The sequence below is a fragment of the Amycolatopsis albidoflavus genome (genome assembly GCF_039525725.1).
In the GTDB taxonomy this organism is placed as follows: Bacteria; Actinomycetota; Actinomycetes; order Mycobacteriales; family Pseudonocardiaceae; genus Amycolatopsis; species Amycolatopsis albidoflava.
Genome location: NZ_BAAAHV010000027.1, coordinates 33,771 through 51,548, shown reverse-complemented (window position 1 = coordinate 51,548; position 17,778 = coordinate 33,771). Strand labels below are relative to the sequence as shown.

The following is a 17,778-nucleotide window of genomic DNA, read 5'->3' as shown; positions in this document are numbered from 1 at the left end:
TGGGCGTGTCGGTGACGGCGGTGCAACGCTTGCGTGATCGTTGAATGCTGCGGAGCGCGGGGGCGCTGATGAACAAACCGGACCGGCGGTCGTTCGCGTTCGAGTTCAAGCTCGGGGTCGTGGCCCGTTATGTCGGCGGGGAGGCGACCGCGCTCGAGCTGGCCCGCGATCACGGGTTGCGGCCCCGGCGGAAAGGCCGTCCCCCGGCCGCAGCGGCGGAGCGGTCCGGGCCGGGCGAGTTGGAGCGGTTGCGGCGGAGAACCTGCGGCTGTCGGCGAAGGTGGCCTGCCTGGAAAATTGCGGGCCTTGAGGGATCAGGGGCGAGGGTGAAAACCCAGGCGATCGCCGCCATCGAGGTCGACTACTCGCTGCTGGTGGTCGCGGGACTGGCCCGGTCGACGTTCTTCTACCACCAGGCCCGCCTGGGCCGGCCCGACCCGCACGCCGGGCTCAAGACCGCGGTCGCCGAGGCGTTCGAGGCCGCCCGCGGCCGCTACGGGCACCGGCGGATCCACGCGGTGCTGGTCCGCGACGGCTGGCAGATCGCCAAGAAGACGGTGCTCAAGGTCATGAACGCCCTCGGCCTGGTCTGCAAGATCCGGCGGCCGCGCCGGCGCCGGTCCTGGCCGGCATGACCGCCGAGAACCCGCTCGACCGCCAGTTCGGCGCCGACGCTCCGAACAGGAAATGGGTCACCGACGTGACCGAGTTCCGCATCGGCGACCGCAAGGTCTACCTGTCACCGATCATCGACCTGTTCGCCCGCTCCGTCGTCGCCTGGGCCTGCGGCCCGTCCCCGTCGCTGGACCTGACCACCACCTCGCTGCGTGGGGCGATCGCCGCCCTGCCCCCGGTGCCGCGCCGCTGGTCCACACCGACCAGGGCTTCCGGTACCGGCACCGCTCCTGGCGCGCCCTGATCGAGGAGGCGGGCCTGACCCAGTCCAGGTCACGCCGCGCCACCTGCCTCGACAACGCCATTGTCGAGAACTTCTTCAGCCAACTCAAAGGAGAACTGTTCCACCACAACAGCTTCGACACCATCGAGGAATTCGCCGCCGCACTGCACGACTACATCCACTGGTACAACACCACCCGCATCTCCACCACCCTCGGAGGCCTCAGCCCAACCGAATACCGAGCCCAAACCCTCACCGCCTGACCTCCACCCCAACCAGTCCAACTTCTGCGGACCGGTTCAACCGAGCGCGGTCCGCGGGAATGGGACGCGCACTTTCTCGTCGCCGGCGATTTCCTGCGCGTACTGCCGCGCGGCCCGGGTTTCGAACCGCACCGCCCGTCCGCCGGTCACACCGCCGCGCGTGCCGGTGCCGGAGGTCATCGAGTCGGCCAGCCCCCGTCCGGTCACAGCGTGCAGGTAGAACTCGGCTTCGAGGTATTCCAGGTTGAGCGCGAAGTTGAGCACCGCGCCGTCGCTCACCTGGCCGGAGTCTTGCGCGACCGGGGCGGCCTCGCGGACGGCGGCCCCGGCGGGGTTCGTGAGGCCGCCGAGCCCGAGAGCGCCGGCCACGTCGAGCCCGGCCATGCCTGCGGCTTGCAGGAAATTGCTTCGGTCCTGGGGACTCTCCGCGCTCCGGGCGATCATCGAGGCGGCATAGCGGGTGCCAAACACGGGCGATCTCCTTCCCGCCCGGCGCGAACGCCGGCCATTCCCGCACGGACAGCCGTCCGCGCGGGAATGGCCTTCGTGGACGGTCCTGCTTCGTCACCGGGAGCGGTTTGGACGGGTCAGCCCCCCGATCGGGGGCACCGCGGAAATCGGGAAGAAATCCGTTCCAGGTCACTCCGCCGACGGGATACGGAGAGCGATGAGTACATTGTGGACTATGACGCGACCGCTGATCGCGGTGCGGATCTCGAGCGGAGAGCCGGTCTGGTTCCGCTCAGAAGGCGATGCGAGCCGGCCAGCTCACCGCATACGCGGGGATTCGGGTATCGCCAATCCTGCTTCGCGGGGATCTTGCCGGCTGGGCAGGGTCCGGAGCGGAAGTCCGAGCGGCACGGCTCCCCGCCGATAACCGGGATGCCGGCCCGCGCACCGAGCTTGTGCGCGGCGTTCTCCGCCGAGCCCTCGGGTCCGGCCTTGTTTGGGGCCGCGTCCTGGCGGGAATTCGCGTAGTGCGACCGGTCGCCCCAGTCCCCGGCATCGCAGAACTCGGGAAGGAATCCCATGGTCACATCGCCGGTGACTCCGCCGACCAGGGTCGGTGCCGAGACGACTGCGTCGCGCAGGGAATTCGGCGCTCTCGTCCGGCTCGTGCGGGGAGCGGGCCTGCTGGAGCGGCGTTATGGTTACTACGCGGTGAAAATCGCTCTCACCGCGCTCGCTCTGGCCGCCGGGTGCCTGGTTTTCGTCCTGGTGGGCGATTCGTGGTGGCAGCTGGTCACCGCGGTGTTCTTCGCTGTGATGTTCACCCAGATCGCGTTCCTCGGCCATGACGCCGGGCACAACCAGATCTTCCGGACCGGACCGGCCAACGACCGCGTCGGCCGGATGCTCGGCGGGATCGTCGGGATCAGCTACGGCTGGTGGACGGGCAAGCACGCCCGCCACCACGCCAACCCCAACCACGAGGACGAGGATCCGGACCTCGACATCCCGTTGCTCGCGTTCACCCGCGGGCAGTCGCGCGACCGCAGCGGGCTCGTGCGCTGGACGGCCAAGCACCAGGCCGCGCTGTTTTTCCCGTTGCTGCTGCTGGAAGGGCTGAACCTGCACTGGGCCGGTGTCGAAGCCGCGTGGCGCGGGGAGATCGCGGCGCGCCGGACGGAAGCGGTTCTGCTGCTCGTGCATGCCGCCGTGTACCTCGCCGCGGTGTTCGTGGTGCTGTCCCCGCCGGTGGCGATCGCGTTCATCGCCGTCCACCAGGGACTGTGGGGGGTGTACATGGGCTGCTCGTTCGCGCCCGGGCACAAGGGCATGCCCACCTACGCCCGGGAGACCAGGCCGGACTTCCTGACCCGGCAGATCCTTACCAGTCGCAACGTCCGCGGCGGCCGCTGCGTCGATTTCGCCCTCGGCGGCCTGAATTACCAGATCGAGCACCACCTGTTCCCCGGCATGCCGCGCGCCAACCTTCGCCGCGCCCAACCCCTGGTACGCGCGTTCTGCACCGACCGCGGCATCGAGTACGCCGAATGCGGACTGTTCACGACCTACCGCCACGTGCTCAACCACCTGCACGACGTCAGCGCCCCGCTCCGCGCGCGCGGAGCCGCCTGAGAACGAGGCCGCGCCGCGCGCGCGACTCACGACGACGGATCTGCCCCGCGGTCAACCCGCGCAGGACGGACTACCGGTGTTCGCCTCGATGCTCGCCGACCTCGTACCGGCCGTATACCGTGCCGTAACTCGACTGTGGTTCGCTGATCTGCTGTTTGTCCGGGTGAGGGTCATGCGATGCTCTCCGGCCGTGCTGTTTCGACTGATGTATTTGGTCATGGTGACGTTGTTCGGCTGGTGGGGTCTGCTTTCTCGGTCCGCTAGGGCCAAGGACGTCGAGATACTGGTGCTTCGCCACGAGGTGTCGGCTCTGCGCCGTCAGGTCGGGCGACCACGTCTTCCGTGGCCGGATCGTGCGGTCTTGTCTGCGTTGGCGCGGCTATTGCCCCGTGACCTGCGCCGGCATCGCATCGTGACGCCGGGCACGTTGCTCGCGTGGCATCGCCGTCTGGTCACTCGGAAGTAGACCTATCCCAACCGGCCTGGACGACCAACGGTCGATGACGAGTTGTGAGTTGGTCGTCCGGCTTGCCCGGGAGAACCCGGGTTGGGGGCATCGCCGTGTCCAGGGAGAGCTGGTCCGGCTCGGGCGCCGCGTCGGTGCAGGCACGATCCGCCGTATCCTCGCTGCTGCCCGTGTCGGCCCCGCGCCCGGGCGCGGGGCCACCGATCGGCGCACGTTCCTGAGCGCCCAAGCGGCAGGCCTGACGGCCACGGACTTCTTCCATCTGGACACGATCGGGTTGCGGAGGCTCTGCGTGGTGTCCATGATGGAGATCCGCACCCGGCGAGTGCACCTTGCCGGGGGTGAACTCGCATCCGGCGGCGGCCCGGACCACGCAAGCCGCCCGCAACCTGCTGATGAGCCTCGGCGAGGGAACCTCCCGATTCCGGTTCCTTGTCCGCGACCGGGATGCGAAGTTCACTGCACCGTTTGACGCGGTGTTCGCCTCCGAGAGCATCGGCGTGGTGAAAACCCCGCGGCGAACGCCCCGAGCGAACTGTTACGCGGAGCGGTTCGTGCGCAGTGTCCGGTCGGAGTGCACCGACAGGATGCTGATCTACAACGAACGCCACGCTGCCGCGGTCCTCGATGAGTTCGCCCGGCACTTCAATGATCACCGTCCGCACCAGGGACGTGAGCATCGCCCGCCCGACCACGATCCCGCTGCCGTCATTCCGCTCGACTGTCCGTTCCGGCGGCACCGTGTCCTCGGCGGCGTGATTAACGAATGCCGCCGAGTAGCCTGATTCGATCTCAAAACCGCAGCTCATGGAGCGATTCGCTAGTTTTGGCACGGTACAAGGTACTGCGGCAGAGGTGCGGCGTGTCATGTATGCGGGAGCGTCACGAGCGGGGCAGCTTCTGATGTTCGTAGTCCACGGCGACCATTTGGGCAGATATGTGGCGCAGCTGGCAGCAGACGGGCTGGCGGTCAGAATATGGACGCCGGAAGCTTCGTCAAAAATAACTGGCAATGTGTTTGCGCATGCATTAAAATGCTGAAATTGTGGTCTGGCTCGACTGCTGGTCGGCAACCGGGCGATGGGTGTGCAGCAGAGCTGTGCGTAAACGCGCTTTACACGTCGGCTACCGCTGCTTCGGCCCGGCCCGGCCCGAGGCCCGACCCGAGGTCCGGTCAGGAACAGGATGCCGCTGGTGCGTCGTGGGAGAAGATCGACTGCCGTCTGATGCAGCTGCATTTCGGTAACGAGTATGCGAAAACGGCGGCGGGCTGGGAGGCGTAGGCACGGATTGCGCTGTTCAAGAACCCGCGGTCGGGGCGACCGGGTTCACCATTCGGCCGGGTTTGGTTGGTTGTCGTGCTGATTCGGCGCAGAAAAGCGGAGAATGGCTGTGAAATGCGCGCTCGACGCTGTTCAGAGCCGCCCGCGCAGTTCTGGCGGCAGAATGGTCGACATATCCGCCGCTGCGCTCTTGAGTGCGGCGGCGGTGAGGCCGACAGCGGTGCTGAGGTCCGTCCCGGTCAGGTCGGTTTCGGTGAGGTCTGCTCCGGTCAGGTCGGTACGGTCCAGGGTCGCTCCGCGCAGGCGGCCGCGGCTGAGGTTGGCATTGCGGAAGTCGGCCCGGGAGAGGTCGGCTCCGCGCAGGTCTGCTTCTCCGGCGAAGGACGCGCCGGTGGCGATCGCGTCGGCGAGGCGTGCGTTCGGCAGTTTGGCCCCGTCCAGCATGGCGTTCTCCAGCTTCGCCGAGTTGAGCACTGCGTCGCGCAGATCGACGAGAGCGAGCGTCGCGCCGGTGAGGTCCGCGCTGGTGAGTTTCGCGCGCGACAAGACGGTGCCCTCATCGCAGATGGTCCCTCGGAGGTTCGCACCGGTCAGGTCGGCACCGGTCAGCTTCACGCCGGCGAGGTCCAGCGGGTCGGTCTGACCGTTGTCGGGACGTTCGCGGAGGGCGTCGACGGCTGCGACGACGTCCGGGTCGGGGCGGGTGCCTTCGGCGGCCGCGGTCGCGCGTTGGCGAAGGAGATCGCAGATCGACCGGACAACGCTCGGGCGGTCCCGCTCGAAGTCGATCATCAGCCTGGCGAGCGTGCGCACGGCGTTGGCGCGGATGGCCGGGTCGTCCGAGCCCAGCCTGCTCCATGCGGAGTCGAACTGGCTGACGACGTGCTTGTCTTCGTCCAGGCGCTGCTTTTGCCGGTCAAGCGAGTAGCGCAGGAAGGCCAGCCCGGCGGTCCAGGGCGTGAGTCGTCAGGTTGTCGGCGTGATGGTATCCGACGGCGTGAGCTCTCTGGATCATCGCCGAAGGAGGTGCCACCGGCCGACGGAGAGGATCGTTCGCGCCGGTGGCGGCTCCGTTGCCTTCGGTCGTGGTTTCGACCCAGCCTTAAGCTCGCAGATCAGCGCAGCGCACGCGTCGATTTTGTGCTTTTCCCGAGCCCGGGTCCGGTTTGCCAGCACGAGTTCTTCGGTTGCGGCTCGGTGCATCAGCAAGCCCAGGAGCACGTGCCAGCCGCAGAGCACGACGGCGACTGCGATGACCGCTACCGGGGATGCTCCGTCGGCCGCGATCGCGCGCAGGCCGACAAGAGCGGCAGAGGCCAGAACGCCGAGCGAGAGCGGGCAGACGAGGGCCAGTTTCCGGCGGGCCCAGATCCAGCGCCACACTGCTCGCGGCGAGAGATCGGCCCGAACGAGCTTCGCCCACTCCTCCGGCGGACGGTTGCCCGAGGGAGGCCACTCGCGCGCCGCAGCGGAAGAAGCGATGCCCAGAGTTTCGAGGGTATCGGCTTTTTTCAGGAAAAGAACGGAGGTCTCTGAACGCAGTTTCTCGAGTATCTGTTCGTACTCGTCGATCGTGTGGTCGGGCACGGGGCCTTCGCGTAAGGATTGGCGCAAAGTCGCTTCGAGGACGAACGGGTTGGTGATCCATGCCAGTCGTGGCCGTGACGCCCAATGCCCGACGACCAGCCCGCTGGCCTGGACCGCTAGGACGGCCATGCCGATCATGAAGATCGGCACCACGGATTGGGTGAACTGCAGATGGTTGTTGGCCGCGTACATCGATGCACCAAGCCCGGCCGCCGCGCCGGCAACGGTGTTGACGATGCCCATCATCGAGAGCTGAGCCATTAGGCTGTGCCGGTCCCGGACCGTTTCCGCGTCGTCGCCGGTGATCCACCGCAACCGCCGGTTGCCTCTTCGGGAATCGAAACCGACGGCGAATATCGCCAGGACGCTCCACAGTTCGGCCAGGACGAGTGTGGCCGCGACAATGACGCGCGCGAGGATCATGACGGGAAAATAGCAACGTGCGAGTGGCTGCGTCTCCGGATTCGAAGAGATAACTCTGGCCGGCCGTCGATGCGACGGGTGAATTCGGGTGTCGCCCCGAGCCCGGATGATTCCTCTCTGGTTGACTGTGGTGATCGCGTGCGTCAGTCCGTTTTGGGGTCAGCTGATTTCGTTGCGTTGCGCACGTCTGCAGGCGCAGGTGGAGGGAGACGCACGTCAGAACTAGCGTGATCTTCAGGACCGGCGGGCGGTCTATGCGAAGTTCATGCGTGCCGCCTGTGGGCGGGTTTCCTCTGTGAGGCTTCTCCCCGGTTCGCGCTGGCGGGCCCCGTCAGCTGCCACGACCGCGAATCTGCCGCCGACTGTCTTTGAAGGTCGCTGCTGGTGGCTGCGATCTCTTCCTGGCGGCTGACCGGCAAGGCGAGGCCGACGAACTCCCGCCGGAGGCCGCGGATCTCGCCGCGGCGCTCGCTGTCGAATGGGCCGAACAAGTCGCCGAACACGGAAACCACGACGCGGACCGGGTACGGGTGCGGTACGAGTTGGACGCGGCGCGCGGCAACCTCGTCGACGAGCAAGGGCTGGGTGCCGGACTGCGACCCGTTCTCAACGCGCTCAGCCGCATCCGGTCGATGGCCGCGCTGGGGGAGGCTTTCGCGGGAAAGCTCCTGCGCACCGCGATCGTCCAGGTCAGCCGCTACCTCACTGACGACGACCTTCGTGCCGAGGTTCAGCATGATCAGCGGTCGTGTGTTTTCGGCTTCTCTGCTTGATCACAGTCCGGCTGTTCGGCTGGCTGGGCGTACTCGCGCGTGGTGACGCAGCAGTGGCCGCTGAACTGCTGGTACTTCGGCACGAGGTCGCAGTGTTGCGCAGGCAGGTCAGCGGCCGCGGTTGACGTGGTCCGATCGGGCGCTGTTGGCCGCGCTGGCTCGGCTGCTTCCCCGGCAGGTGAGGATGGCTCGGATCGTCACGCCGGGCACCTTGTTGGCCTGGCATCGCCATCTGGTCGCGTGGAAGTGGCGGTGTCCGAATCGGTCTGGCCGGCCTCCGATCGGCGCACAAGTACGCGAGATCGTGCTTCGGCTCGGACGGGAGAATCCCCGTTGGGGATACCGGCGGGTTCGTGGCGAACTTGTGCGGCTGGGCTATCGTGCCGGTGAAGCCACCGATCCGGCGGATCTTGCGAGCCCGCCGGATCGGTCCGGTGCCGCGTGAGGCGAACACCTCGTGGCGAACCTTCCTGCGCGCGCAGGCGGCCGGACTATTGGCCTGCGACTTCTTCCATATCGACACGATTTTCCTGCGTCGGCTGTACGTCCTGTTCGTGATGGAGATCCGCGCCCGCCGAGTGCATCTTCTCGGTGTCACAGCCCGTCCAACCGGTGGCTGGGTCGCGCAGGCCGCCCGCAATCTGGCCGCGGGCCTCGGAGAGCGGATCGGTGCGTTCCGTTTCCTCGTCCGAGATCGGGATGCCAAGTTCACGCCGGCGTTCGGCGAGGTGTTCCGCGGCGGGGGCGTGAACATCGTCAGGACACCGCCGCAGGCGCGGAGGGCGAATTGCTGCGCCGAATGGTTCGTGCGCACCGCCCGCACCGGGTGCATTGACCAACTCCTGATCTACCGCGCTCGGCATGCGCAGACCGTCCTGACGAGTACGTCGGCCACTGCAACGGACACCGCCCGCATCAGTCACGGGCGCAACGGGCGCCCAACGACGAAAACCGGACCGTATTGCAGGACCTGGATGCCCAGATCCGCCGTCGTCGCGTGCTGGGCGGCGTGATCAACGAGTACCGAAGAGCCGCGTGAACCTAGTCGACATTACCGCTGGTCATCGGCCCGCATCGAGTTTTGAAGCGGTACAGGCTGGGAGACCGGCGAGACACTGCCGAAGACGGACGAGTCGGTGAACGCGGTCGCGATCGACCAGGACACCGCCCTGGTGCTCGCACAACATCTGGCCGTGCAGGACGCCGAACGGGCACGCCTCGGATCACAGTGGAAAGAACACGACCTGGCCTTCACGCAATGGGACGGCAGCCCTTTGCATCCCGCGCAGGTGACCGATGTGTTCTACGAGCTGTGCCGTCTGGCCGGGTTGCCGCCGATCCGGTTGCACGATCTGCGCCACGGTGCGGCGACTCTCGCGCTCGCGGCCGGTGTCGAGATGAAGGTGGTGCAACGGATGCTGCGGCATTCCTCGATCACGGTCACCTCCAACACCTACACCACGGTCCTGCCGCAAGTGGCGTTCGCGGCGGCGGAAGCGACGGCGGCGATCATCCCTCGGCAGTCGGCGCGAAGTCTCGGGCTCGCCTCGGGCTCGCCAACGACCACAATGGACAGTCAGGGACCGGAAGAAATCCCTCCAGAAAACCAAAAACCCCAGGTTAACGTTACCGATAACCTGGGGAGTGAGGGTGCGCCATCAGGGACTCGAACCCCGAACCCGCTGGTTAAGAGTCCACGGTTTGACCTGTCGGGTGGTGCCGAGTGATGTCAGACAAGACCTTTTGGTCTGGTCGAGGGGTGTCCGTGGTGTCGTGCTGTGTCGGCTGCTGTTGTCGTGTGCTGGAGGTCTCGGGCTCGCCTCGGGCTCGCAAATGTCGGGTCGTGTCGCGTGGTCCGGTCCGGGTCTGGCACCGCGTTTTGAGGTGGTTGTCGTGACGAGGTCGGGGGTTCGGCGTGATCCGGTCGTCTCGGCGGTGAGTGTCATGGTGGGAGTCGTTGTCGGGCTGACGTTCACGTTCGGTTTTGAGAATGCGCTGGCGCTTGCCCTTCGGCTGGGTGTGCCGGTCTGGGTGGCACCGCTGGTTGCGCCGGCGGTTGATCTGGCGGTGGTGGCGTTGCTCGTCGCGGTCCGCCGGTTGTCGGCGCGCGGGGCTTCTCCAGCGACCATGCGGTCTGCGCGGCGGTTGCTGGTAGGTGCGAGTGTGGTGACGTTGGCGTTGAATGTGGCTGAGCCGCTGGTGGTTGGTTAGGTCGGCAGGGTGTTGTTTGACGCGGTGGGGCCGTTGTTGCTGATCGGCTGGTTCGAGGTTGGCCCGAGGCTCCTCCAAGCTCTTGTCGACGTGCACGGGGCAGACGATCAGCGTCCCGGTGTGTTAGCGGGGCGTCCGCCACGAGTCCTCGACGGAGGACGCTGGTGAGAGAACAGTTCGGCTTGATCCCGTCCTGGTGGAGCGGGCACGACGGGTTGACGCGGAGCATCGTGCGCGGCATCAGCGCCCGGTCTCGGCGGAGGTGCTGCGGAAGGCGCTGGGGGTAGGGGCGAAACGTTCCCGGATGTTGATGCGGGTGGTCCGTGAGGAGTGGCGCGATAAGCGCGGTTCGGCTCCGGCGGTGGTCGCCTGAGCCGCGGCGGCCTCCGCCCTTGCATGAGTCGAACACATGTTCTACGTTGGCTTCGATGCTGTGTGAACGCGACGAGCATGCAACGGAGTGACCCGTGGCAGGGCCGCCCGGCGTGCGCATTGGACAAGGCGTCTACTGTTCGTGCCGGTCTTGGCGAGGGAGTGGCGGGCATGGCGGACGGCAGTGCGATCGAATGGACAGAGGCGACGTGGAACCCGACGACGGGTTGCGATCGTGTGTCGGCCGGCTGTGACAACTGCTATGCGCTTGCGCTGGCGAAGCGCTTGAAAGCGATGGGTGCCGCCAAGTATCAGGTGGACGGCAACCCGAAGACGTCTGGGCCGGGGTTCGGTGTCACCGTGCACCCGGAGGCGCTAGCCCTGCCGTACCGGTGGCGGCAGTCTCGTCTTGTGTTTGTGAACTCGATGTCGGACCTGTTTCACGCCAAGGTGCCGATCGGGTTCATTCGGGATGTGCTGGCGGTGATTGCTGATACTCCGCAACATACGTACCAAGTGCTTACCAAACGATCGCTGAGGATGCGGCGTGTGGCGGACCGGCTGGATTGGCCTGCGAACTTGTGGATGGGCGTGTCGGTCGAGAACGACGAGCAACTGGACCGGGTCGAGCACCTACGCGAGGTGCCTGCCGCGGTCAGGTTCATTTCTGCCGAGCCCTTGCTTCGCCCGCTGCCGGGGCTGCTGCTGGACGGGATCGACTGGGTGATCACCGGGGGCGAGTCCGGGCCGCGCGCTCGTCCTTGCGACCCGGATTGGGTTCGTGACATCCGCGACGCGTGCGAGAACGCTGGTGTTGCGTTCTTCCACAAGCAGTGGGGCGGAATTCGTCCCAAGTCGTTAGGCCGCGAGCTGGACGGGCGTACTCATGATGCGATGCCGTCGCGGGTGGCGGCACCTGCCGCGGTGGTCGAGTGATTCAGCTTGCGAGCCGAACCCGGCTTCGTCGGTAGAGGCCCGGCTCATCGCTCGCGATGAGCCCGTTGGCGCGCAGCTGATTGAGCGTTCGAATGACGTGCTGCGGCCGGTAGACCGTTTCGAAGAGGGTGAATTCGCGAAGTTCCTCGACTCTGCACCCCGTTGCCGGTGCGTCTTCGAGGCGGTTGAGCAACAGTCGGCCCAGCGGTGCGAGGGCGGGGTCGGTGAGTTCGAACAGGGTTTCTGCTTGTTCGTCGCGCGGGTCGCGGAACCCGACGCCGTAGATTCGGTCTACTTCCCAGAGCGAGTCCTTCATCTTCTCCAGGCCTCTTCGGTGATTAGTGCCGAAGACGAGGTAGAGGGACTCGCCGCGGGTGTCGACTAGTTCGAAGTCCAGGAGGTACTTGAACCCCGCGGTGGACAAGGTTTGCCGGTAGCAGGTGAGGATGTGCTGCCGTTTCGCCTGTGCCGACGCCATGGTGTCGATATGACGCCAGGTCGGATCGCCGCCGAATACGTCGTCGGCTTCCTGCCCCATCGTGGAGACGAAACGGATGAACGGCTGAGTGCCGAGGGTGATGATGACTTCGGAGGACTGGTTGTGCGCCAGCCTGGCGAGGAGATCGAACGTAACGGGCACGTTGCCCCATGAGTCCAGAACAGCCAGGATCGGCTGTCCCCAGGCATGCATGGCGTCGAGTGAGGGTTCGAGGGTTTCGGTGCACGTGCCGTGTGCGAGCTTCAGCCGGAAGGCGTCCGGGGTCCGAGGGCGTTGGGGAAATCTCGTTGTCAACTGGTGACGCAGTGATTCGATGCATCGTTGGTCGTCGTCCACGAAGATCATCTTCACAATCGCGTCGGACTCGGGGACTTTGTCCAGCATGGCCTGGACGGCGATGACGGGCGAGCCCGGGTGATCGTCAAGGTAGACGCCTGGGCCTGCGAATCCTTCCGCGTAGGTCGCGGACGGGTATGCGTTCGAGCCTCCGAGCAGGATGGGAAACCACCGCTGGAGGTAACGGCGGTATATGTCGTGTTTCGCGCCGGTGTGGTCGGCTCGTTTCCATGGCACCGGGCCGTTGACGGGCATGCGACCCTCCCCGGGCGCTACTCAACGCTACCTTGCCAATTCATAGAGTGTCTATCTAACGCTACCTGCCCTCTTGGGCCGATTCAACCTCCGACTGAGTTCGCTGGAGGCGATCAGGGTTGAACGAGGTGCCCTTGGTACTTTTCCAGGCCCTGGGAAAGCGGCCGGGGTGCCAGGATGCCCTCCTGGTGGAGCCGGGCGAGTGCTCCGCGCAGGTGTTTTTTCCATGCTTGGCCGAATGTCGCCGGTCCGAACAGAGCCTCTGCATCGGTCGGGAGGCTGATGCGGCCGCGGCTCGACAACAGGTCTCGGGCGTTGCGCTCGATGGCGTCGATCCAGCCCGCTTGGCGTGCCGCTTCCTCTGCCGGGAATGGGTCTTCCTGCGGGAACAGGTCGTTATCGTCGCTTTGCGGTGGAGGGTTGCAATGGACGCGCCAGGCGGCAGCGGCCTGCGCGGCTGCTTCCCGGATCTCCCAGATCCCGTCCTGGTGGCGCGTGAAGTGGAGCAACCAGTAGACCGGTTGCTTGTGGGCGCGATCTTTGACCGGAACCAGTGTCCAGCCGCAACCCGTATTCGCTCGTATCCGTTCGGCGTAGCCCTCCGCGATCTCCTTGACGGCGGCGGCGACGGAATCGGCAGACAGGTAGACCTCTCGCCACCAGCCTCCGCCCAGCACCTCGTCGAGATGGCCCAGCGTGGTCACCTGTTGGCGGGTCGGTGCAGGGCTCCGGATGTACGCCCCGGCTCGGCCGAATGCCATGGCGATGAAGTTCAGCAGGACCTCGGTCTTGCTCCCGTAACCGCGACGGGGGCGGTTGAGCACACCGGCGACCTCGTCGAACGTGGGGCCTAGCCCGTACGGGTCAATGAACATGAACAGCGGTGCGTCGCCGGCGAAGGACACCGCGTCCTCAATGTAGTCGCTCGCCTTGCCGTGCCGAGCACTCCAAACTGCTCCTTCAGGCATGGCGTTTTCGAGAATCTGGTGCAGATGGTCGTAGTTGCTTTTGCGCGCTTCGATGAAGTAGCAGTCGATGCGCCGCAGCTGCTGCATCCCGGCAACGTCTTGTGCAACGAGCAACGGGCTCCCAGAGGTTCCGTCCTCGTACGAACCCCTGCCGGCATGGGTGTCGACGTAGGCAAGTCGCCTGTCCGCCTCCGTTGACGCCGTCTTGCCCGCGAATTTGGGGAAGTAAGTCTTCAACAGCTTGTGCTTGAACACCGCGGCTGCTTTCTTGGAGACGAAGAACGGGTCGGCCGAGCCGACGATTTCTTCGCCGCCTGCCTCGCCGCTCAGGGCGTAGTCTTCGGACTCCGCCGAAGCGATGTTCTGATCTGTGAGGTCGCCGTCGAGTGTCATCGCCTGCCTCCCCTCGCTAGGCACCACGTGATTCGCGTGTGCGGACGAATACGCTACGGCGGCGCAATAACAATCTGATCAATAGTTTTGGCGAACTGGCAGTCAAGCGCTTTCGGGCGGTTGTACTAAGGCCGGGTGCTAGGACGCCCTGCCATGGCGAGTCCTGTGGCCGCTGCTCCGAGAGTGTGCTATCAGAGTCGGTCCCTTCTTGCCGATGAGCGGCCTGGTGGTCGCCGAAATGGGCAGGCGTAGTCACGCCGCTGTGCGCCCATTCGGGTGAACAGTCAGGCGTCGTCTGTAACAGAGGTGCGCTCCATGACGGTTGGTGTCCATGAACGAACAAATCATGGTCGGCAAGCGAGGCGAGGGGGCTTGAGTGGACGAGCAGATGAATCTGTTCGAGGCCTCTGCGTCCGCGATCGGCTACCTGTACCAGCTCCGCAAAGCTCTCCTCCACTGCGTCGAGCAGTCGAGCGCCGGACCCGACTGGACCGTCGCTGTCGAAGCCGGGGACGACATCGAGGTCCACGAAGGGGACGGCAAGACCCTCTACCAGCTTAAACATCGCGCCCCAGGTACACGGGTCACCGACCTGGCTGCCGATCTGTGGAAGAGCCTCCGGATCTGGGCCACGGAGTGGACAACGACCGATGACGGCCAGGACCGGCCTACCTACTTCTTGCTCACGACCGCCGAAGCTCCCGAAGACAGTGCCGCCTACCATCTCCGTCCCCCGGGTTTGAACAGCCCACGAGACGAGGCGAAGGCGCTTGAACTGCTCGACCAAGCTCGCGGTCGGTCCACGAGCAAGACCAACAAAGCCGCTTACCAGGCATGGGATGCACTGTCAGCTGAACAGCGTCTGGGGCTGATCGAGCGCGTTCGTGTGCTCGACGAGGCACCGGACATCGAGGAAACGACTCGGCAGCTTCTACGCCTCGCGGCTCTTGCAGTGGGCAGAGAACATGCGAAGCCTTTCCTGGAACGCTTGGACGGATGGTTCTTCCAGAAGGTCGTCGCCCAGTTGCGCAATCGCGCGGCCGGGCCAGTGACCGGCTTTGAGTTCGACCAGATGTTCAGCGACCGTCGTGACGCTTTCCGCCCGGACAACCTGCCGATCGACGACGACGTGGAGGAGATGGAAGACGACGGCGTGGACCTCGGGGACCGGACGTTCGTGCGCCAGTTGGGTCTCATGGGTATCGGCGACAATCGAGTTCGACGTGCCGTCAGCGACTACCTGCGTGCGTTCACGCAGCGGTCGCGCTGGGTGAACGACAATCTTCTCCGTCCGGGGGAACTGGGCAGGTACGAGCGGCGCCTGGTCGAGGAGTGGTCGACGCGCTTCGACGTCGTCTGCGACGAACTGGGAGAAGAAGCGGCCGAGGAGGACAAGGTCCGCGAAGCGAAGGCCATTTACCGGTGGGTTGAGCAAGAGGCCCGGTTCCGCATCCGACCCGGATGCGATGAGCCATTCGTGACAAAGGGTTCCTATCAGATTCTCGCCGACGAGTTGCGGGTCGGCTGGCATCCCGATTTCGAAGCGCGCCTCATGGAGCTGCTGGAGCCGGTGCCAGGCGGATGAGCACTCCCATCGAGTGGAGCCGGGAGGAGCGTGTTCTCTACAACCCGGCGTTCATCGCTCTCGTTTGCGCCCGTGCTGTTCAGGGGCACTTTCAAGTACACAGGACGGGATGCCCGCTGCCCCTCGTCCTCACTGCCGCGGTCATGGCGCTGCAGCCTGCGATCCGGGCGCTGCTTCCCAGCGCCAACGCCAGCATGACCCAGTGGGCGGAGAACAATCAGGCAGTCAAGGTCCACATGTCTGCCAACGCCCCTGGGCTCCTCAGCGTCGTGCGCCCCGGGTTGCTGTTCGCCCTGCAAACCGGCGTTCTCACTCTGGAATCGTCCAGACTCGTCCTCCGCGACGGGGCGATTCCGGCGACAATCCGGAAGCGGTCACCCGAGGCCGCTTCCATCCAGAAGGCCGCCCACATGCTCGGCAGGTGGTTGCCCAGCGGCGGCCCCACCACCACAGTCCTCACCCTGCTTGGAGTGCGTCCGTGACCTGGCAGCTCAAGTCCCTGACTTTGTATGGCAATCAGGCCGGGCAGGTGCGCACGTTGGAGTTCAACCTCGGCGAGCTTAACATCGTCACCGGCGACTCCCTGACCGGCAAAAGTTCTATCTGGGGCGTCACTGACTACTGCATGGCCAGCAGCGGCTATCCTATCAGCGCAGGAGCTCTGCGCGAGCGCGTCCGCATTTTCGCGGTCCAGATCGTCGCCGGGGACCAGCAACTGTTCGTTGCCCGGCCGGCTTCGGAGCGAGGTACCACGCCTTTCCCGCGGATGTGTCTGGTTTTCCAGCAGCGGGGAGCCGGGCCGCTCGCGGTCGAGGACATGCAGTTCACTTTCACCGTCGACGCCGCCCGCAGCGTTCTGGCCACCTTCACCGGCATCGACCTCTCGATCCGTCTGCCGACGACGAGGGGCAACACGATGTCCCCTTCCATTCGGCAGGCGCTGTTTTTCTGTGTCCAGAAACAATCGGAGATCGCGAACCCCGAACAGCTGTTTCACTCCCAGGGAGAAGAGTACGGTCCGAGGACGATTCGCGACGTGTTCCCGTACTTCATCGGGGCAGTCGACCCGGACCAGGCTGTCCAACGTGCACAGTTGCGGCAGATGAAGATCGACCTGCGTGACCACGAGCGGGCCCTCCAGCAGCAAGAAGCGGTCACACCTGCTCCCGGGCAAGCACGAGCGTTGGTCAGGGAAGCGATCGAAACCTCGCTGCTTGAACCACGCTCGACCGAAGACCTCACGCTCGAAGAAGCTATCCAGTTGCTCAATGAGGCCAGCGCCGCTTCGCTGCCCGGCTCGCCCGACATACCGGTCGACTCTGACGACCCGCTGGAGGTCGTCGTCCAGGAACGAGATCGACTCCGCAGCGCTTTCCAGGAGACGCGCGCCCAGCTCACTGACCTGAGAGCTGCGCTGGGCGAACGCAACGAGTTCATGACACAGGCACTCGACCACCGCGAACGCCTGACCTCCCTCACCCTGCTTGACGTCAGCCCCGACGCATCAACAGACCAGTGTCCGGTATGCCACAGCACTGTCTCGGACGCGAACGAAGTCGTCGCTGCGCTGCGCACCGACTTGGACGACCTCAACGCCAATGTTCTCTTTGTCAGCGACGACACGTCCTCCGTCCAGGCGCTGATTGCCGAACAGGAGGCTGCGCTCGGCGAGATTCGCCAGGCTTTGGCCGCAAATCGCGAAGAACAAGACGCTCTCGAAGCGAGCATCCGTACAGCCGCGCGGTACCAGGACGCCGGCCTGCGCGCCGCGTCGGTCAGCGGACGCATCAGCATGTTCCTCGAGAACTCCGAACGCTACGACCTTGCTCCTCGGACGTCTGACCGTCGCGAGGAGATGCGCGCTGCCATCGAAAGCCTGGAAGAAGCCCTCGGTGACGACGTGCAAGCCGACCGGGTCAACAGCAGTTTGTCGCTGATCAACCAGCGAATCTCCGACAAAGCCCAGGAACTCGCCCTCGAACACTCAGACGCCCCGGTGCGGCTCGACCTGCGCCGCCTCACCGTCGTTGCCGACACCAGCGTCGGTCCGGTCCCGCTCAAGGAGATGGGAGGCGGCCAGAACTGGCTGGGCTACCACCTGGCGACCCTGCTGAGCCTGCACGAGTGGTTCGCTGATCGCGCCCGGCCGGTGCCCCAGCTTCTCATCCTCGACCAGCCGTCCCAGGTCTACTTTCCCGCAGACTACAAAGGAACGGCTCTGCAACCATTCCAAGAATCCGACAGGACTGCCCTGCTGCGCGTCTATCGGACCATTTCCGAAGCGATCAGCGAATCGAACGGATCGTTGCAGGTGATCGCTATGGAACACGCCGACCTGGAACAGCCTGTCTTCAGCTCGGCAGTGATTCAGCGGTGGCGAGACAGGCAAGGGGCACTGGTTCCATTCGACTGGTTCACCCCGTAGAACTCGTAAGCGGCGGACAGAGA

Annotated in this window: 19 protein-coding genes; 14 read left to right on the top strand and 5 right to left on the bottom strand. The window is 65.5% G+C overall.

Annotated elements, in window-relative coordinates:
* The first annotated feature begins 326 nt into the window (after positions 1 to 326).
* Genes ABD156_RS41845 through ABD156_RS41835 form a run of 3 tightly spaced genes read left to right on the top strand, consistent with a single transcriptional unit; the run spans position 327 to position 1,161 of the window.
* A complete protein-coding gene (locus ABD156_RS41845; protein WP_344286681.1) occupies positions 327 to 635 on the top strand; it encodes an IS3 family transposase in 309 nt (102 codons plus the stop codon).
* Positions 632 to 919, top strand: a complete 288-nt coding sequence (locus ABD156_RS41840; protein ID WP_240690962.1) for a DDE-type integrase/transposase/recombinase — start codon at positions 632 to 634, stop codon at positions 917 to 919. The genes ABD156_RS41845 and ABD156_RS41840 overlap by 4 nt, the downstream gene beginning before the upstream one ends.
* Positions 865 to 1,161, top strand: coding sequence for an IS3 family transposase (locus ABD156_RS41835; protein ID WP_344287017.1), 297 nt, complete (start codon positions 865 to 867; stop codon positions 1,159 to 1,161). The genes ABD156_RS41840 and ABD156_RS41835 overlap by 55 nt, the downstream gene beginning before the upstream one ends.
* 36 nt (positions 1,162 to 1,197) lie before the next feature.
* On the opposite strand, the gene ABD156_RS41830 is transcribed toward ABD156_RS41835, so the two are convergent.
* Positions 1,198 to 1,632, bottom strand: coding sequence for a ferritin-like domain-containing protein (locus tag ABD156_RS41830; protein ID WP_344286678.1), 435 nt, complete (start codon positions 1,630 to 1,632; stop codon positions 1,198 to 1,200).
* Between the two features lie 558 nt (positions 1,633 to 2,190).
* On the opposite strand from ABD156_RS41830, the gene ABD156_RS41825 reads away from it, so the two are divergent.
* Both ABD156_RS41825 and ABD156_RS41820 read left to right on the top strand, forming a co-directional pair.
* Entirely contained in the window at positions 2,191 to 3,243 is a 1,053-nt protein-coding gene (locus ABD156_RS41825; RefSeq protein ID WP_344286676.1) for a fatty acid desaturase family protein, read from the top strand.
* An 807-nt stretch (positions 3,244 to 4,050) separates the two neighbouring features.
* Positions 4,051 to 4,494, top strand: coding sequence for an integrase core domain-containing protein (locus ABD156_RS41820; RefSeq protein WP_344286674.1), 444 nt, complete (start codon positions 4,051 to 4,053; stop codon positions 4,492 to 4,494).
* A 630-nt stretch (positions 4,495 to 5,124) separates the two neighbouring features.
* On the opposite strand, the gene ABD156_RS41815 is transcribed toward ABD156_RS41820, so the two are convergent.
* Positions 5,125 to 5,784 (bottom strand): pentapeptide repeat-containing protein, encoded by a 660-nt coding sequence (locus tag ABD156_RS41815; protein ID WP_344286673.1) that lies wholly within the window; start codon positions 5,782 to 5,784, stop codon positions 5,125 to 5,127.
* Between the two features lie 219 nt (positions 5,785 to 6,003).
* The gene (locus tag ABD156_RS41810; RefSeq protein ID WP_344286671.1) at positions 6,004 to 7,002 is read right to left on the bottom strand and encodes a hypothetical protein; all 999 of its coding nucleotides are present in this window, start codon (positions 7,000 to 7,002) and stop codon (positions 6,004 to 6,006) included.
* Between the two features lie 368 nt (positions 7,003 to 7,370).
* On the opposite strand from ABD156_RS41810, the gene ABD156_RS41805 reads away from it, so the two are divergent.
* The 6 genes from ABD156_RS41805 to ABD156_RS41780 all read left to right on the top strand — a co-directional run bounded on the left by ABD156_RS41805 (position 7,371) and on the right by ABD156_RS41780 (position 11,294).
* Complete coding sequence (locus ABD156_RS41805; RefSeq protein WP_344286669.1) at positions 7,371 to 7,775, top strand: hypothetical protein; 405 nt, start codon at positions 7,371 to 7,373, stop codon at positions 7,773 to 7,775.
* Positions 7,772 to 7,900: a hypothetical protein gene (locus ABD156_RS41800; RefSeq protein WP_344286667.1), complete on the top strand. Its 129-nt coding sequence runs from the start codon at positions 7,772 to 7,774 to the stop codon at positions 7,898 to 7,900. The genes ABD156_RS41805 and ABD156_RS41800 overlap by 4 nt, the downstream gene beginning before the upstream one ends.
* Before the next feature lie 228 nt (positions 7,901 to 8,128).
* Positions 8,129 to 8,788, top strand: a complete 660-nt coding sequence (locus ABD156_RS41795; RefSeq protein ID WP_344286665.1) for an integrase — start codon at positions 8,129 to 8,131, stop codon at positions 8,786 to 8,788.
* Positions 8,789 to 8,911: 123 nt separating this feature from the next.
* The gene (locus ABD156_RS41790) at positions 8,912 to 9,502 is read left to right on the top strand and encodes a tyrosine-type recombinase/integrase (RefSeq protein ID WP_344286663.1); all 591 of its coding nucleotides are present in this window, start codon (positions 8,912 to 8,914) and stop codon (positions 9,500 to 9,502) included.
* 217 nt (positions 9,503 to 9,719) lie between these two features.
* The gene (locus ABD156_RS41785; RefSeq protein ID WP_344286661.1) at positions 9,720 to 9,986 is read left to right on the top strand and encodes a hypothetical protein; all 267 of its coding nucleotides are present in this window, start codon (positions 9,720 to 9,722) and stop codon (positions 9,984 to 9,986) included.
* 543 nt (positions 9,987 to 10,529) lie between these two features.
* The gene (locus tag ABD156_RS41780) at positions 10,530 to 11,294 is read left to right on the top strand and encodes a DUF5131 family protein (protein WP_344286660.1); all 765 of its coding nucleotides are present in this window, start codon (positions 10,530 to 10,532) and stop codon (positions 11,292 to 11,294) included.
* Position 11,295: 1 nt separating this feature from the next.
* Here the strand turns inward: ABD156_RS41780 and tcmP (ABD156_RS41775) are convergent, their stop codons facing one another.
* A complete protein-coding gene (gene tcmP, locus ABD156_RS41775; RefSeq protein ID WP_344286659.1) occupies positions 11,296 to 12,384 on the bottom strand; it encodes a three-Cys-motif partner protein TcmP in 1,089 nt (362 codons plus the stop codon).
* Between the two features lie 113 nt (positions 12,385 to 12,497).
* A complete protein-coding gene (gene tcmP, locus ABD156_RS41770) occupies positions 12,498 to 13,745 on the bottom strand; it encodes a three-Cys-motif partner protein TcmP (protein WP_344286658.1) in 1,248 nt (415 codons plus the stop codon).
* A 376-nt stretch (positions 13,746 to 14,121) separates the two neighbouring features.
* Here tcmP (ABD156_RS41770) and ABD156_RS41765 point away from each other — a divergent pair, with 376 nt between their 5' ends.
* The 3 genes from ABD156_RS41765 to ABD156_RS41755 are packed head-to-tail and all read left to right on the top strand — an operon-like array spanning position 14,122 to position 17,755.
* A complete protein-coding gene (locus tag ABD156_RS41765; protein WP_344286657.1) occupies positions 14,122 to 15,330 on the top strand; it encodes an ABC-three component system protein in 1,209 nt (402 codons plus the stop codon).
* Positions 15,327 to 15,812, top strand: coding sequence for a three component ABC system middle component (locus tag ABD156_RS41760; RefSeq protein WP_344286655.1), 486 nt, complete (start codon positions 15,327 to 15,329; stop codon positions 15,810 to 15,812). Before ABD156_RS41765 ends, ABD156_RS41760 begins: the two co-directional genes overlap by 4 nt.
* The gene (locus ABD156_RS41755; RefSeq protein ID WP_344286653.1) at positions 15,809 to 17,755 is read left to right on the top strand and encodes a DUF3732 domain-containing protein; all 1,947 of its coding nucleotides are present in this window, start codon (positions 15,809 to 15,811) and stop codon (positions 17,753 to 17,755) included. Before ABD156_RS41760 ends, ABD156_RS41755 begins: the two co-directional genes overlap by 4 nt.
* Positions 17,756 to 17,778: the final 23 nt, after the last annotated feature.